Below are 15,828 nucleotides of genomic sequence, written 5' to 3' on the forward strand. Positions count from 1 at the left end.
TACTGATTCAAATCATTAAAATTTAAGATTAATAATACTACCTTTACGTTTTCAAAATATAGATGAAACGTTCAGGAACCGCAGATTTACCTCTTCACTATGGCAAAGTACCGCCATGGCTGTATGAACGGATGTCTGTTCTTGGGCTTTCCATTGTAGAAGCTATTCTTGAAGATTATGGTAAAGATGAGGTGCTTCGCAGATTAGCTGATCCGTTTTGGTTTCAAAGCTTTGGTGCTGTTATGGGGATGGACTGGCATTCTTCAGGAATAACCACTTCGGTAATGGGAGCTTTAAAACGTTCCATTAATCCCAATTCCCAATCATTAGGACTTTATATTTGTGGCGGAAAAGGAAAATTTTCAAGAGAAACGCCATCAGAACTCATTCAGATTGCAGAAAAAACAGGCTTAAACGGAACCGAACTGGTAAGAGCCAGTAAATTATCAGCTAAGGTTGATAATACAGCGATTCAGGATGGATATCAGTTGTATCTGCATAATTTTATCCTGTCCGACAATGGAAACTGGAGCGTCATTCAGCAGGGAATGCACGATTCTGACGGAACGGCAAGACGTTATCATTGGCATTCTAAAAATATAACCTCATTTGTTGAAGAACCTCATACTGGAATCAATGGAATTTCAAGAGGCAGTATATTAAACCTGACCGATTCCGGGGCAGCAGAAAACCGGAAGGGAATTCTTGATATTTCTCACACGGATTCTATAGATGTCATGAAAGATTTTTCAAGATTGATTCTTCCTGCTCATCATGATGTTCAGGCTTCAGATGTAGATCTCAAGCGTTTGGGTGCTCTTCTGTATGTTACCCGTGAACAGCAGCCACAGAATTTTGAAGATTTACTGATGTTGGAAGGAGTAGGGCCAAGAACTATGCAGTCTCTGGCTCTTGTGAGCGAAGTCATTCATGGAGCTCCTTCAAGATTTATAGCTCCTGCAAGGTTTTCCTTTGCTCATGGAGGAAAAGATGGGCATCCATTCCCGGTTCCGGTTAATGTATATGATGAAAGCATCAGTATTCTCAGAAAAGGAATCGAAAAGTCAAAACTTGGTAATTCAGATAAGCTGAATACTTTAAATAAGCTTCATCAGATAGTAACCAAAGCTGAAAAAGATTTTACTCCGGATTTTGATATTCAGGAAGTTATTGAAGAGGAACGCCAGAACTCATGGCGCTTTGGTGGAAAAACAGTGATGGGTGATGCCCAAAAACCTAATCCCCCTAAATCGATTCAGCTTTCTTTATTTTAATACGAAAATTTAGAGAGCTATCTATTAGTTTCTATCCAAAATCTAACCTTCTTTCACCATAACAACAAATATTGGTATAACCATTTCCCTCCAGTTGAGGGGTGTCAAATCTGTGATTTGACGGGGTGGTTCTCTCTCCCAATCATTTCCTTTTCATAAATATTTAAAACATTTGTTTAATTATTTATGTTTATCAAATCATTTTAAATTCAATATGGTATGTTATTTAAAAAATATTTTGTTTAATAATAATTACCCTTAATTCAATTAAAAATTTTAATTTTAAAGACTTAAAAAAATGACCTGATGACCTATAAATCCTTAGAAGTATGCTACGATTTTCCGTTTTTTCTTCAGGAAGAACTTGATGAAATATTTCAGGCTCACGAAAAAACATCCTTTCAAAAAGGTGATTTTATTCTTGAGGAAGGTAAAATGGCCAATGAGTATTATATTCTGGATAAAGGGCTGGCCCGTTCATTTGTAAATGATTTTAACGGAAATGAAGTCACAACCCACTTTTTTGTTGAAAATGAGGTGATTATTGAAGTTTTATCCATGTTTCAAAGAATACCCACACAGGAAAATATTGTATGTATCACAGATTGTGAATGCTGGAAGCTGGATTATGAGACTTTTGAGGAACTATTTCACAAAATTCCCAACCTTAGAGAATGGGGAAGAGCATGGATGTCTAAAGAGCTTTTTGATTACAAACAAAGATCCGTGGAAATGTTCACTCTCTCAGCTACAAGAAGATATCTGAATCTCTTGGAGCAGAAATCTAAAGTCATACAGTTTGCTCCATTAAAACAGATTGCATCTTACCTTGGAGTAACAGATACTTCCCTAAGTAGAATCCGTAAGGAATTGGTCTCTCATCCCAAGAAAATTTAAATCTTGCCCTATGACAAGTAGATTTTCATCATACCTTGGTAATTTTGGTTAAAAGTTTAACACCAAATTTATACAAAATGAAAATCAATCAGATCTATGTCAATTTACCCGTAAAAGACGTACAGAAAACCAGAGCATTCTGGACAACGCTTGGGTTTTCTATTAACGAACAGTTTTCAGATGATAAAGCAGTGTGTGTAGTGATGAAAGAAGATCATATTTACACCATGTTTCTGAAAGAAGAGTTTTTTCAAACCTTTACCAACAGACCTTTTGCCAAAGGGGATACCACTCAGGTGCTTCTTGCTATTGGTGTAGAAAGCAGAGAAGAAGTAGATCAGATGGTAAAATCTGCTCTTGAAAATGGAGGTTCCAAATACAGCGAGCCTATGGATCATGGATGGATGTATCAAAATGCTTTTGCTGATTTAAATGGACATCAATGGGAAGTAATGTATGCAGATGCCTCTCAAATCCCTTCCGAATAGTCTATTAATCCAAAATATCATATGAGAAATGGAAACAAAATCAAATGAAATAGAATTGGTGAAGCATCAGGTAGGAGTGACCTATAAAGTGATTCTTATTAATATTGAGGGAATTACCCATGAGGAATCAATGATTTTCCCTAATGGTGAAGCTAATTGTATGAATTGGGTATTAGGGCACCTGATTGATGTAAGAAATGGATTGTTAAATATTCTGGGAGAAGAATCACTATGGAATGGAGATCCATTTTCAGCTTACAAAAGAGGAGTTACTGCTTTAGAAAAGAAAGATGAATTTATAGATTTTGAAGAATTAAAATCCTATCTGAAAGAATCTCAGGAAAAATTGGAAACGAAATTAAATACCCTCGAAAAATTTAATCCTGAAAATATTAATGATATTGGAACGCTCTGTTTTCATGAGAACTATCACTCGGGGCAGCTGGGCTATATTCGTAGACTCTTAGGGAAATCCGGAGGCATAAAATAGCATGCCAGCTCAAAGATTGACACAAAAGTTAAAAAATAACATGGTTACTCCAAAAAATCTGCGTAATCTGTAAAATCTGCGAGAAAAATATATGCGTCATTCAATTTTATCACAGGCAAAATCCTTGCGCCTTACAACACAACGCTTATCAATAATCTTGCGCCTTTCCAACCTTTAATCTCAAAAAATAAAATAATGGACACGCCAAAATCAAAAAAAATAGAAGTCATTATTCCGGCCTACAGAATGCACACCCAAGGCTTTATCAATGTTTTGGATGGCATTTCGGAAGAAGATGCTTTGAAAAGAATTGAAAACAAAACCAACCATATTGTCTGGATGGCAGGAAACTTTGTGAATATGCGCTACGGCTTAGGCGGAGTACTTGGTCTTCAGGAACAGGATCCTAATAATGACTTGTTCTTTCAGGGAAAGGGCTTGGACGAAAGTTTTAAATATCCAACGTTAGCTGATCTGAAGAAAAACTTTCATGATATTTCTTCAAAAGTATATCAAAAGTTATTGGAAGTTACAAACGAAGAGCTGGATGAAATTTTCGAAATCGGAATGAATATTCCTTTTGTTAAAGAAACCAAACTCAACTTTGCTGGAATGTGTATTGGGCGTGAAGATTATCTCTGTGGACAGATTGGTCTCATGCGTAGAATTTTAGACTATCCGGGAATGAAGTATGGTGTGGATGAAAACATTAAATACTAATCTATGAATCCGGTAGAAAAAGGATATAAGCAGGTTAACGGAATTCAGTTGTATTATGAAATTTATGGATCCGGTCAACCTTTGGTTTTAATTCACGGAGGAGGTTCTTCCATTCTGTATGACTTTAAAGAGGTTATTACAAGACTGGAAAGTAGATTCCAGCTTATTGGTATTGATCTCCAGAATCATGGACGAAGTGAGCACCGCGATATTCCTGAAACATTTGAACAGGATGCTGATGATGTGGCAGGGCTTTTGGCAGCCCTTAATATTGAAAAAGCCTCATTCTGGGGATTCAGTAATGGAGGGAATACCGTGATGCAGATTGGGAATCGCCATCCCAAAATCGTAAAAAAACTGGTAGTGGCTTCAGCATTTTATAAAAGAAACGGAATGATGGATGGCTTTTTTGAAATGATGGATGAAGCAACCTTTGACTCAATGCCGGAGCCCTTCAAAATTAACTTTCTGAACCTGAATCCTGACTTTTCTAAGTTGGAAAACCTTTTTGAGAAGGATAGTAAGAGAATGCAAACCTTTGTAGACTGGGGTGATGAGGTAGTGAGTTCTATACAATCACCAACCTTATTCATCAGTGGAGATAAAGATGTAATGAAACCGGAACATACCGTAGCAATGTGGCGTCTGGTAGAAAACTCACAGCTGATGATTCTTCCTGCAACCCATGGAACGTATATGATGGCTGATTTTGATGGCAGCCTCAACGAGAATTTAATCGACTTTACAACCAAAGAAGTAGAAATATTTTTAAATCACCATAATCATTAATTACACTCATTTCTTTTACACCAGGACATTGGTGCTATTTGTAAAATTATTTGTGTCATTGCGTTTAAATAAAACAATAAATAACATTTTAAAATTAAAAATCATGGCAAAATTAAATCCGTACCTGAATTTCGATGGAAAAGCTGAAGAAGCTTTCAGTTTTTACAAATCTGTTTTTGGAGGTGAATTCGTAGGAGAAGTTCATAAAATGGGAAATGCTCCGGGAACTGAAAACCTTTCTGAGGAAGAAAAGAACAGAGTAATGCATATTGCACTTCCAATCGGGAATGATCTGTTAATGGCTTCTGACATTGTTCCAAGCTTCGGACAGAAGTTAAATATAGGGAATAATAACTATGTTTCTATTTTCCCGGATTCAAGAGACGAGGTGGACAGAATTTTTAAAGGCCTTTCTGAAGGCGGAAACATAGAAATGCCTATTGAAGACCAGTTTTGGGGAGATTATTTTGGTAGTTTTCAGGACAAATATGGTGTTCATTGGATGGTAAATTATAATGAAGAATACGGGAAATAATCTTATATTTAACTAATTATAACAAGGGGTGCCCGTTTTCGGGCAGCTCTTTTGTTCAATTAAAAAAATAAATTATGGATCCAATTAAAATAGACATTACCATTTTAGCGCCGGTAGAAAAAGTATGGAATTACTTCAATGAACCCAAGCATATCACAAAATGGAATTTTGCTCATGAAAGCTGGCATTGTCCCAGTTCTGAAAATGATCTGAAAGTAGGAGGGAAATTTAAGAATAAAATGGAAGCAAAAGATAAAAGCTTTGCATTTGATTTTGAAGGGGTGTATGATGAAGTAAACCCGCATGAACTTATAAAATATCACATGGAAGATGGCCGTAATGTAGAAGTGATCTTTGATAAGATCGATGAGAATACCACAAAGGTCACTGAAATCTTCGATCCGGAGAAACAAAATTCTGTGGAAATGCAGAGAGAAGGCTGGTATGCTATTCTCAACAATTTCCATAAGTATGTTGAGAATCACTAAAAATATTTTTTGTAGCCATGATCAATTTAGTTATCATGTCAAAGAGTTTGAATTCCATCTATACGGTCAGCTATGATCCGGAAGACGATTTTCTTCTGGGAGTAATTGCAGTACCCGCCAGAAAGGCCTTGAAAAAGGAAAAAATAAATTCTTTGGAAAAGCTGTCAGATTATTCTGAGAAGGAAATTCTACAGTTACATGGTTTCGGAAAAAATGCGATGATGAAGCTGAGAGATCATATGAAGGAGCATCAAATGTGTTTTAAAGAAGCATAAAAGTAAAAAACACCTGGATTTTTTATCGTGTCGTTGCAGATAGATGAATGTAATTTTCTTTGAATGCAAGGACATAAGATTTCTTTTGCTTCATGTTTTTTATACTTATGATTTTTTTTACCATGAAATTAATAAGTGTCTTTGCTATTCTGAATAAAACAAAGTGTAATAATGAATTTCAATATAGCCAGAACATTTTCTGAAAATTATAAACAATACAAAATCAACTATAAAATTTAAACTTATGAATAACGATATTTTCCCATGTCTCTGGTATGACGGAGATGCCAAACAATCCGCAGAATTCTACTGTAAGGTTTTTGATGGTGAGATTACAGCAGATACTCCGGTAGTAATGAATATTGATTTGTTCGGACAAAGATTAATGCTTCTTAATGGAGGACCTCAATTTAAAAAGAACCCTTCGGTCTCATTTATGGTCATCTGTGATAGAGAAGATGAGGTGCAGAAATATTGGGATCAGTTAGTAGATGGAGGGATGGCCCTGATGGAGCTTGGTTCTTATTCATGGAGTAAAAAATATGGTTGGGTGCAGGATAAATATGGAGTGACATGGCAACTGTTTTTAGGAGAAAAAGCACAGGAACAGAAAATAGTTCCTACTTTGATGTTTATTCATGAAAATAACGGTAAAGCAAAAGAAGCAATGGAGCTTTATACTCAAACTTTTCCCAATTCAAGCATTGGAAACATCCTGAAATATGGAGAGGGAAGTGAAGGGCATCCTATACCGGAGCCGGCAGAAAATGTTCAGCATGCCAATTTTGTAATTGACAGATATTCATTGTTCTGTATGGATAATTCTTATGATCATCAGTTTGATTTTAATGAAGGAATCTCAATGGTGGTTATGACAGATGATCAGCAACAAACGGATATGTATTGGAACGCCCTTACTGCAAACGGAGGCAGGGAAAGTATGTGTGGTTGGCTAAAAGATAAATATGGCTTCAGTTGGCAGATCGTTCCTAAAAGACTCATTCAGCTAATGAACGATTCTGACCAGGAAAAAGCATATAAAGTGGTGCAGGCTATGATGAAAATGCAGAAAATTATTATTCAGGATTTAGAAGACGCTTATAGTTCTTAAAGATATTTCGGCTTGTTGTTTGATGCTGTTTAGATAAAAGGTTTGCTTATGAAAACACAGAACAAATCACAATCTAAGTCTAAAGTCCCTAAAGATGGGCTATTCCCGGAAATTATCAGGAATGACTATCAGGGAAGCCGAAAGCTATTGAATAAAAAAGCTGTTATTTCAGGAGGAGACAGTGGAATAGGACAGGCGGTGGCTGTTCATTTTGCAAGAGAAGGAGCTGATGTTGTTATTGTTTATAAAGAAAGTGACGATGATGCTAAAGAAACCCAAAAATTAGTAGAAAAAGAGGGCAGAAAATGTCTTTTGATCAAAGGAGATCTTACCAGGAAAGCATTCAGAAATAAGTGTCTTGATAAGGTTAAAGAAGCTTGGAAGAATATTGATATTTTAGTCAATAATGCAGGTATTCACACTTCAAAAAAAAGTTTGGAAAAAATTTCTGACGAACAGATTCAAAAGACCTTTGAGACCAATATCATTTCTATGATCTCTTTTACTAGGAATTTTCTATCGCTGATGGGAAAAGGAGGCAGAATCATCTGTACAACATCTGTTACAGCTTATCGTGGAAGCAATCATCTGATTGATTATGCAGCAACAAAAGGAGCTGTACTGTCTTTTATCCGTTCATTGGCTGATAATCTTGCAGAAAAGAAGATTTTAGTTAATGGCATTGCGCCAGGTCCTATTTGGACACCGCTCGTAAAAGAAGCCTTTGACGACCTTTCAACCTTTGGGAAAGATACTCCACTGAAACGGGCCGGTCAGCCATCAGAAGTTGCTCCGGCATATGTTTTCCTTGCCTCTAAAGATGCTGATTATATCACAGGTGAGGTGATTCATATCAACGGTGGAGATTTTGTCGGAGGCTAGTTCAGTATTTTATCATATTTATACTTTCAAATCCTCAAATTTATACCACTTAATACATTAAAAAAATTATGGAACAATTATCATATGAAATAGAAATTAATGCAGAACCAGAAAAAGTGTGGAGCGTCCTTTGGGGAGGTATTACCTACAGACAATGGACAACTGCTTTTACAGAAGGGTCTTTTTATGAAGGAGTATTGGAAGAAAATAATATCATAAAATTTCTTGACCCCAAACATAATGGAATGTACAGCCGGGTTGAAAAAATGATTCCCAATCAGGAAATAAAATTTCTGCATTTAGGGGAGATCTATGAAGGAATTGAAGTTGCTAAAGAATGGGGGGATGCAACGGAGTCTTACATCCTGGAAGAAAATGACGAAGGAACATTGTTGAAAACAGTTATTAAAACTCCAGCTGAGTTTAAAACATTTTTTGAAGAAAAATTCCCCAAAGCTCTTAATATTATTAAACATCTTTCTGAAAATCAGCTTTAAAGCTGTAGTGATGAAAAATAATTCAAATCAACCACAAAAATTTACAATATGGAAACTCTATCGTACGAAACAATAATAGATGCTCCTCTCCAAAAAGTATGGGATATTCTCTGGGGTCCTAAAACATACAGTGAGTGGACAAAATACTTTGGTGCCGGATCTTCTGTTATGAAATCCGACTGGCAGGTTGGTGGAAAGACCTATTTCCTTAATGAAAAAGGTGATGGAATGGTTTCTACCATAGACAGCATGGACGAACCCCGTCAAATTGTTTTTAAGCATTTAGGAATGACAGAAAATGGAGTAGAAGATACACAAAGCAAAGAGGTTATGGAGTGGAGCGGTTGCTTTGAGAAATATTTTCTGACTGATTTTGATGGAAAGACAAAGCTTCATACAGAAGTTCAGGTAGATAAAGAATGGCGGGATCACATGGATACAGGTTTTACAAAAGGATTGATGGTGGTGAAGAGTCTGGCAGAAGGAGTTAATCTTAGTTCAGTGTAGAGCTCGATATTCAAAGTTGTAGGCTTTGTAATTGATGTCTCTTGTATTAACTTTCATCTATCAATTCAGAAAAATATGAAATTATTAGTAATTCTTTTCGGTACATTTATATTAGCTTTACTGGGAACAATGGTATTTCAAGGAAAGCCGGATCTTTTATTTTCGGGAAATCTCGGGATGGCAGTCTTTATTGTATTTACAGGATTTTCCCATTTTAAATTCCAGAAGGGAATGGCAATGATGATTCCCGGTTTTATTCCTGCTAAAATCTTTTGGGTGTATTTTACAGGCTTTCTGGAAATCGCCGCCGGAATAGGGCTGATGATTCCTGCTATTCGTGAAACAACTGCAGTTTTATTGATTATCTTTTATATATTGGTTTTTATCGCCAATATCAATTCATCCCAAAAGAATATTAATATTTTTAAAGCAGATTACACAGGGCCGGGAATGCAATACCTTTATACTCAAAGAATTCCCATGCAGATTATTTTAATAGCCTGGACCTGGTACTTCGGAATGTATTTATAATGAACATGCAGGCAGTCTTCGGGACTGCTTTTTTATTTCGAAATATTCAAAAGAAATGTTAAATATTGTAACGTTTTATGCTTTTTGACTGTCTTATCTGTAAAGAATCTGATTTTTTATTGATGAAATATTGAATTGAAGACTCTGTTTTTAACTTTAAAAACGTAAGTTATGAATCTAAATTCCAAAATTTTCGGTACAGCTTATATTGTACTTTCTGCTATTATGATTAACGCACAAAATTCTGCAAGTAAACTTCCGGGAGATCCTACGCTTCCGTCTACCAAAGCTAATCTTGAAAAACTGGTGTCCTACGATAAAGGAACCTTCAAATATAAAGTAGAAGATTATTTTGCAAGGCCCAAAGCTTCAGCATTTAAAATTTCTCCTGATGGAAAATACCTTTCTTACAAAGAAAAAGATAAGGACAGCAAAAACCATGTATACGTTAAAGAACTGAACACGGGGAAGATTACTAAAGCTATTGTTGAAAAAGATGATCTGATAAAAGCCTATGGCTGGCTGAATAAAAGCCGTCTGTTTTACACTCAGGATAGAGGTGGAAATGAAAATATCCACTTATACGCTGCGGATGTAGATGGAACGAATCTTAAAGATTTAACACCATTTGACGGAATCACCTTAGGAGAAATTATTCCTATAAAAGATTCCGACTTCGTTGTGGTTACGATGAATAAGAACAATAAGCAGATCTTCGAGCCGTTTAAAATCAATTTTGTAACTGGAGAAATGACTCAGCTGTATGAAAATAAAGATGTCAACAGTCCTATTGACGGGTATATTTTTGATAAAGACGGAAATTTAAGAGGATACAGCGTTCTTGAAAACGGATTGACTACGAAAACGTATTACAAAGATTTACAGACTGGGAAATTTAATCTTCTGAAATCTGCAGACTGGTCAGACACCTTCAGTATTATCAGGTTTAATGATCATTCTAAAAATAAGGATGAAGCTTATGTAGTGACCAATTTAGATGGTGATAAAGCAAGAATTGTTTTGTACGATCTGAAAAAAAATGCTGTGATCAAAGAAGTATATGCTAACCCTGTATATGACGTAAGCTCAATAAGTGTTGCGGGTAAGAACAGAAATTACGAACTGGATTATGTCAGCTATGAAGGGTTAAAAGGAGAAACAGTTCCTGTAAGTAAGTTTTATAAAGAAATTGATGATCAATTAAAAGCGCAGTTTAAAGATAAAGAATTTGGTATTGTTTCCTCTGATGATAATAATGAGAAGCTTTTGGTAGTGGTGGGAAGTGATAAATTATACGGAACCTATTACGAGTATGATACCAAAACCAAGCAGACAAAACTTCTTTACAATCTTATGCCACAGCTGAAAGAAGAAGATATGGCTGAAATGAGACCTATCGAATTCAAAAGCAGAGACGGATTAACCATTCGTGGATATATTACACTGCCTAAAGCAGCATTGGAAGGGAAAAAAGTTCCTCTGATTGTCAATCCTCATGGTGGTCCTCAGGGAATAAGAGATCATTGGGGCTTCAACCCGGAAACGCAGTTGTTTGCAAGCAGAGGATATGCGACGCTTCAAGTGAACTTCAGAATTTCAGGGGGCTATGGAAAAGAGTTCCAGAAAGCTGGATATAAGCAAATCGGAAGAAAAGCTATGGATGATGTGGAAGACGGAGTAAAATATGCTATTAGCCAGGGTTGGATAGACAAAGATAAAATAGCAATTTATGGAGGAAGTCATGGTGGATATGCTACTTTAATGGGCTTAATTAAAACTCCGGATCTATATGCGTGTGGAGTAGATTACGTAGGAGTATCTAATATTTTTACCTTCTTTGCTTCTTTCCCTGAATATTGGAAGCCCTATAAAGAAATGGTAAAACAGATCTGGTATGACCTGGATAATCCTGAAGAAGCTAAAATTGCTAAAGAAGTATCACCTGTGTTTCAGATTGATAAAATCAAGAAACCATTATTTGTGGTACAGGGAGCCAATGACCCTAGGGTAAATATCAATGAGTCTGATCAGATTGTAAAAGCAATGCGTGCCAAAGGTTTCGAAGTTCCTTACATGGTAAAATATGATGAAGGACATGGATTTGGAAAAGAGCCTAACAGAATCGAACTGTATAAATCAATACTGGGATTCTTTGCTGAGAATTTCAATAAAAAATAAACAGGCAATTTTTATAATTTTTGAAACGGAGGATGTAATGTCTTCCGTTTCTTTTTTGTCATTGCGAGCGTAGCGAAGCAATCTTTATAGAATTGGATGCTGAGGTTGGACAACGTAAGGAAGCAAATTTATTGAATTGCTTTATGTTTTTAAGGCGCAAGGATTTTATCTGCGATAAAATTGAATGATGCCTATATTTTCTCACGGATTTCACAGATAACGCAGATTCTTAATTCGTAATCTATTGTTTAGCGAGTTTTATATTATGGTAAAAGTTGTTCTTCTATAGATTAATAGATAGAATAACGACTTTTGTTATTCAGAGCGAAACGAAGTGTAAATAGTCTCTCAAATATTTCATATAATTTTTAAGCCTCAATCATCTGTTAGATCTGCTAAATCCGCGAGATAAATAAAAAAATCAACCGCTTCTTTATCATTGTGAATGAAGCAAAACGTAATGAAGAATCTCAATAATGATCTTACAAAGGTTTTATAGTTTATTAAGGAATGGTTCCCCCAAACCTTGACAGGTTTTCAAAACCTGTCAAGGTTCGTCTTTTCTCCACAATTAGTCATAGAAGCGGTTACCTCACAGCGTATATTGGCGTAAGTACGGCGCGAGGAGTATGAGCGGATAGCAGGAAATAGCTCCTGAAAAAAATGAATAGTAATAAATAATGAGTGACTGAATATATAAACAGATGAAATAAAAGCCTGATGAATAAAAGAAAAACAGAAATTCCGGAAAAATATTTTAAATTTATTAAAGTAAAATAAAAAGGATAGCCGTCATATCAGTATGGAGGTTGTCGAAAAAATAACAATGCCACAGAAGGATAAAGACAGTATCATCTCACAAACCGTTTCGAACTACGGAGGGAAGCTGATGTCCTATATTCGTCCCAAAGTGAAAAATACGGAGGATGCGGAAGATATTCTGCAGGAAGTGTGGTATCAGTTCAGCAGTATTACCAATCTTTCCGAGATTGTGAATGTTGGGGGCTGGTTGTACAGGGTAACGGCGAATAAGATTACAGACCGTTACCGTAAAAAGAAAACAGAAAATCTGGAAGATTTCGTCTATGAAGATGAAGACGGAAGCTTTTCTATCAAAGATATTTTATTGATGGATGAAAGTGCCGGGCCTGAAGTGAAAATGTTTCAGGATGAGATCTGGAAAAAACTGTTTGAAGCGCTTGATGAACTTCCCGAAAAACAAAGGCTGGTCTACGTAGAAAATGAACTGAACGACAAAACCCTCCAGGAGATTGCTGATGAACAGGGAGAAAACATCAAAACCATCATCAGTAGAAAAAACTATGCTGTGAAGCATCTGAGAAACAGATTGAGAAGATTATACGAAGATTTAAAAAGTTAGAAAAAGAAATTATGAATTATAAACACAAAAAGGGCTGGATTTTTTTATTGTTATGTCCACCATTAATTCTCCTAGCCGTTACCTGGATCGTAATGTCGCTGTGGAATTGCCTTCTTCCTGAAATTTTAGGGGTAAAATCCATTACATACTGGCAGGCGATGGGAATCCTGATCTTAAGTAAGATTCTTTTCGGAGGTTTTCATTTCGGAAAAGGGATGAGAGATTTCAAAGAACGAAAAATGAGAGAGAAAATGGAAGGATTATCGCCCGAAGAAAAAGAGAAATTTAAAGAAGCCTGGAGAAATAGATGCTCCGGAGGATTCTTCAACAGAAATAACGAATAATTTGAAAATTTTAAAGAAGTAGTAAAGTAAAATTAAAATTCATTCGTCTTTATAAAAAACAAGAAGTAGTAAAATTTAAAATTTTGAAAAAATGAAAAATTCAGCATTAAAAGGAGCTCTTGGAGCACTAGCCGTTGTGGGTGTAGCCTTAATCGCTAAAAAAGCAGTACAAAGAAAAAGATTTATCAGAGGTATTTTTGATGAATACGGAATCAAAGAAAAATCCCCTTTCGGATTAGCCGATAAAATCAGAGAAATGAATGATGATCAATATCAGGAACTGAAAGGAAAATTCAAAAAAGAATTCAGTTCAAGATGCTGCAGAAAGGATAATACCTGCGAAGCATAAAAAGTAAATAACTAAATTGAAATTGTTTAATTCGGGCTCGGGGAAGCAAAGCTTCCCGAGCCCGAATTTTTTTATTTTAAGCCAATCAGGTCATTCTGCAGAATTTAAGAATGTTTTGGCAGTGAATGTATTGATTAAAGACTAAATTTGTTTTTCTTTCATTTTACAATCATGATACCGAAGAATATTTTCATCATCATACTTGCTTTTTTTTCTATTGTTGTATATGGACAGAAATCTGAATTGAAGAATAAGCAATATATTTTCTTTTTGCACAACAAATTTCTGGAGGACCATTCAGCAGATGAAGCGCATCCTAAATATGGTATTGTAGAGTATGAAAAAGTCCTTCATCAGTTGAAAGACAGCAGTAATGTTATTCTTTTTGAGAAAAGAAAACCTAATACTGATCCGGCAGTATATGCTCTGAAAATAAAGAAACAGATTGATCGTCTTATTAAAAAGGGAGTTAAAGCTGAAAATATTACAGTTGTAGGAACCTCTCAAGGCGGTTATATTGCACAATATATTTCCTGGTATGAAAAAAATCCGGAGCTGAAATTTGTTTTTATTGGTGCTAGTTTTAAAGATGATTCTTTAGAGAAAGATGAAAATTTCAGATTGTATGGAAGAATACTTTCCATTACAGAAAAATCGGATGACGGACATGTTCCTCTATCGCAGGAGCAGCGATTTATCAGATCAGATATCAAAGATTTTAAAGAGATTGAGCTTAATACAGGATTGAACCACGGATTTTTGTTTAAAGCTCTTGATGCCTGGATTATTCCAACAAAAGAATGGATCAATCGTAAATAACTATGGAGAATACAGGTAATTAACTTCGTATGGTTTGTTGAGAAGCATAAAAGCACAGATTTTTTGCCACGAATGCGCGAAAAAAAAATACTTTAAATATCAATTAAAAAAAGTCTTTTCTATGTTCCTATGTGGTAATTTTTTAAACCACATAGGAACATAGGTATTATGCAAATAAACTCATTTGTGCATTAGTGGCCATCAAACATGTAGTATTCAATTTTATTGCAGATAAAATAAAACACAATGCTTATCAATAATCTTACGATTTTGTGCTTTCCAACACTGATGTCATATGTAACATTAAGATTGCTTGCTCGCAATTGTAAAAACGGATAGAGTTAAGCATTATAATATATTGATATTTGTTAGGAACAACAGCTTATTATTTACGTTGAATACAAAGTAAAAAGAAAAATAAATCCTTATTTTTGTATTGCTCAATGAAAGATTACTACTATTTTCTCGGTATATCGCAGGATGCTTCAGAAGAAGACATCAAAAAGGCTTATCGCAAGCTCTCTCTGAAATATCATCCCGATAAAAATGAGAATGATGATTTTTTTGCAGACCGGTTTCGTGAAATTCAGGAAGCCTATGAAACATTGAATGATCCTGTAAGCAGACGTAGTTATGATCAGAATTTAGAAAGTCATCAACGAAGTTTCAGATATAATATTCCACCTGTCATTAAAACTTTTACAGCCAATAAGATTCATGTGAAAAAAGGGGAGGAAATTATTATCAGCTGGCAGACCAGCAATGCGGATGTGGTAAAGGTTCTGCCTTTCGGGCTTGAAAAACCTTATGGTGAAAGAGTTTTTAAGATTACAGAATTTAAAGACGGAAAATTCCAGTTACTGCTTCATGCAACCAATTCACTATTGCATAAAACCGTAGTTCAGGGAATTACCATTACTGAAGTTTTTGAAAATGATACTGACAAATTCAAAAATACAGTGGATGAAATGTTTAAGCCACAGCCTAGAACGGTGATGAACAAATCCGGCCAGCCCAAAATTGTTATACTGTTTTGGGGTGTTATTGTACTGGCAGTTGCTTTATATTTCCTGATAAAAGAAGTTTTTTAAGCCATTTTCTTTCTTCCGGGGCACTTTTTACATCTTTTCCCTTTCTTGAATTTTTTGCAGCACGATTTCTTTTCGCAAAACATCTCTTCATTGCTGAATGAGTATACTGGAGCCAAAGGTGGAACTTTAAACGGGGTAATCATATTCATGTTGCAAATATATTAATTTAGAATAAATATAAT

The 15,828-nt window shown here is 35.4% G+C and carries 20 protein-coding genes; all 20 read left to right on the forward strand.

The annotated features are described in order from the left end of the window. Positions 1–62 precede the first annotated feature (62 nt). The 20 genes from WH267_RS23755 to WH267_RS23850 all read left to right on the forward strand — a co-directional run bounded on the left by WH267_RS23755 (position 63) and on the right by WH267_RS23850 (position 15,646). Positions 63–1,274, forward strand: a complete 1,212-nt coding sequence (locus WH267_RS23755; protein ID WP_340011449.1) for a DUF763 domain-containing protein — start codon at positions 63–65, stop codon at positions 1,272–1,274. Positions 1,275–1,580: 306 nt separating this feature from the next. Next, positions 1,581–2,171 carry a Crp/Fnr family transcriptional regulator gene (locus tag WH267_RS23760; RefSeq protein WP_123318776.1) on the forward strand — a complete coding sequence of 197 codons (591 nt, stop codon included), beginning with the start codon at positions 1,581–1,583 and terminating at the stop codon, positions 2,169–2,171. Between the two features lie 77 nt (positions 2,172–2,248). Beyond that, a complete protein-coding gene (locus tag WH267_RS23765; protein ID WP_340011451.1) occupies positions 2,249–2,659 on the forward strand; it encodes a VOC family protein in 411 nt (136 codons plus the stop codon). A 28-nt stretch (positions 2,660–2,687) separates the two neighbouring features. Beyond that, a complete protein-coding gene (locus tag WH267_RS23770) occupies positions 2,688–3,149 on the forward strand; it encodes a hypothetical protein (protein WP_115972173.1) in 462 nt (153 codons plus the stop codon). Between the two features lie 195 nt (positions 3,150–3,344). Beyond that, entirely contained in the window at positions 3,345–3,869 is a 525-nt protein-coding gene (locus WH267_RS23775) for a DinB family protein (RefSeq protein ID WP_340011452.1), read from the forward strand. A 3-nt stretch (positions 3,870–3,872) separates the two neighbouring features. Next, on the forward strand, positions 3,873–4,658 hold the full coding sequence (locus tag WH267_RS23780; protein WP_115972175.1) for an alpha/beta fold hydrolase: 786 nt from the start codon (positions 3,873–3,875) through the stop codon (positions 4,656–4,658). Positions 4,659–4,761: 103 nt separating this feature from the next. After that, entirely contained in the window at positions 4,762–5,193 is a 432-nt protein-coding gene (locus tag WH267_RS23785; RefSeq protein WP_340011453.1) for a VOC family protein, read from the forward strand. Positions 5,194–5,267: 74 nt separating this feature from the next. Then, on the forward strand, positions 5,268–5,681 hold the full coding sequence (locus WH267_RS23790; RefSeq protein ID WP_115972177.1) for an SRPBCC family protein: 414 nt from the start codon (positions 5,268–5,270) through the stop codon (positions 5,679–5,681). Between the two features lie 17 nt (positions 5,682–5,698). Then, entirely contained in the window at positions 5,699–5,956 is a 258-nt protein-coding gene (locus WH267_RS23795) for a DNA-directed RNA polymerase subunit alpha C-terminal domain-containing protein (protein WP_165852265.1), read from the forward strand. 244 nt (positions 5,957–6,200) lie between these two features. Then, on the forward strand, positions 6,201–7,067 hold the full coding sequence (locus tag WH267_RS23800) for a VOC family protein (protein ID WP_115972178.1): 867 nt from the start codon (positions 6,201–6,203) through the stop codon (positions 7,065–7,067). A 48-nt stretch (positions 7,068–7,115) separates the two neighbouring features. Further along, complete coding sequence (locus WH267_RS23805) at positions 7,116–7,949, forward strand: SDR family oxidoreductase (protein ID WP_340011455.1); 834 nt, start codon at positions 7,116–7,118, stop codon at positions 7,947–7,949. A gap of 68 nt (positions 7,950–8,017) precedes the next feature. Continuing rightward, positions 8,018–8,446, forward strand: coding sequence for an SRPBCC domain-containing protein (locus WH267_RS23810; RefSeq protein WP_115972180.1), 429 nt, complete (start codon positions 8,018–8,020; stop codon positions 8,444–8,446). Between the two features lie 48 nt (positions 8,447–8,494). Further along, on the forward strand, positions 8,495–8,953 hold the full coding sequence (locus WH267_RS23815) for an SRPBCC family protein (protein WP_115972181.1): 459 nt from the start codon (positions 8,495–8,497) through the stop codon (positions 8,951–8,953). A 75-nt stretch (positions 8,954–9,028) separates the two neighbouring features. Next, a complete protein-coding gene (locus WH267_RS23820; RefSeq protein WP_115972182.1) occupies positions 9,029–9,484 on the forward strand; it encodes a DoxX family protein in 456 nt (151 codons plus the stop codon). A gap of 171 nt (positions 9,485–9,655) precedes the next feature. Continuing rightward, the gene (locus tag WH267_RS23825) at positions 9,656–11,662 is read left to right on the forward strand and encodes a S9 family peptidase (RefSeq protein ID WP_340011457.1); all 2,007 of its coding nucleotides are present in this window, start codon (positions 9,656–9,658) and stop codon (positions 11,660–11,662) included. Between the two features lie 826 nt (positions 11,663–12,488). Then, the gene (locus WH267_RS23830) at positions 12,489–13,043 is read left to right on the forward strand and encodes an RNA polymerase sigma factor (RefSeq protein ID WP_185148472.1); all 555 of its coding nucleotides are present in this window, start codon (positions 12,489–12,491) and stop codon (positions 13,041–13,043) included. A gap of 11 nt (positions 13,044–13,054) precedes the next feature. Beyond that, positions 13,055–13,387 carry a hypothetical protein gene (locus tag WH267_RS23835; protein WP_115972185.1) on the forward strand — a complete coding sequence of 111 codons (333 nt, stop codon included), beginning with the start codon at positions 13,055–13,057 and terminating at the stop codon, positions 13,385–13,387. A gap of 91 nt (positions 13,388–13,478) precedes the next feature. After that, positions 13,479–13,736 (forward strand): hypothetical protein, encoded by a 258-nt coding sequence (locus WH267_RS23840; protein ID WP_115972186.1) that lies wholly within the window; start codon positions 13,479–13,481, stop codon positions 13,734–13,736. Between the two features lie 171 nt (positions 13,737–13,907). Next, positions 13,908–14,555 carry an alpha/beta hydrolase gene (locus tag WH267_RS23845; RefSeq protein ID WP_115972187.1) on the forward strand — a complete coding sequence of 216 codons (648 nt, stop codon included), beginning with the start codon at positions 13,908–13,910 and terminating at the stop codon, positions 14,553–14,555. Positions 14,556–14,998: 443 nt separating this feature from the next. Then, positions 14,999–15,646, forward strand: coding sequence for a J domain-containing protein (locus tag WH267_RS23850; RefSeq protein WP_115972188.1), 648 nt, complete (start codon positions 14,999–15,001; stop codon positions 15,644–15,646). Positions 15,647–15,828 lie beyond the last annotated feature (182 nt).

This window comes from Chryseobacterium sp. MYb328 (genome assembly GCF_037572595.1).
In the GTDB taxonomy this organism is placed as follows: domain Bacteria; phylum Bacteroidota; class Bacteroidia; order Flavobacteriales; family Weeksellaceae; genus Chryseobacterium; species Chryseobacterium pennae.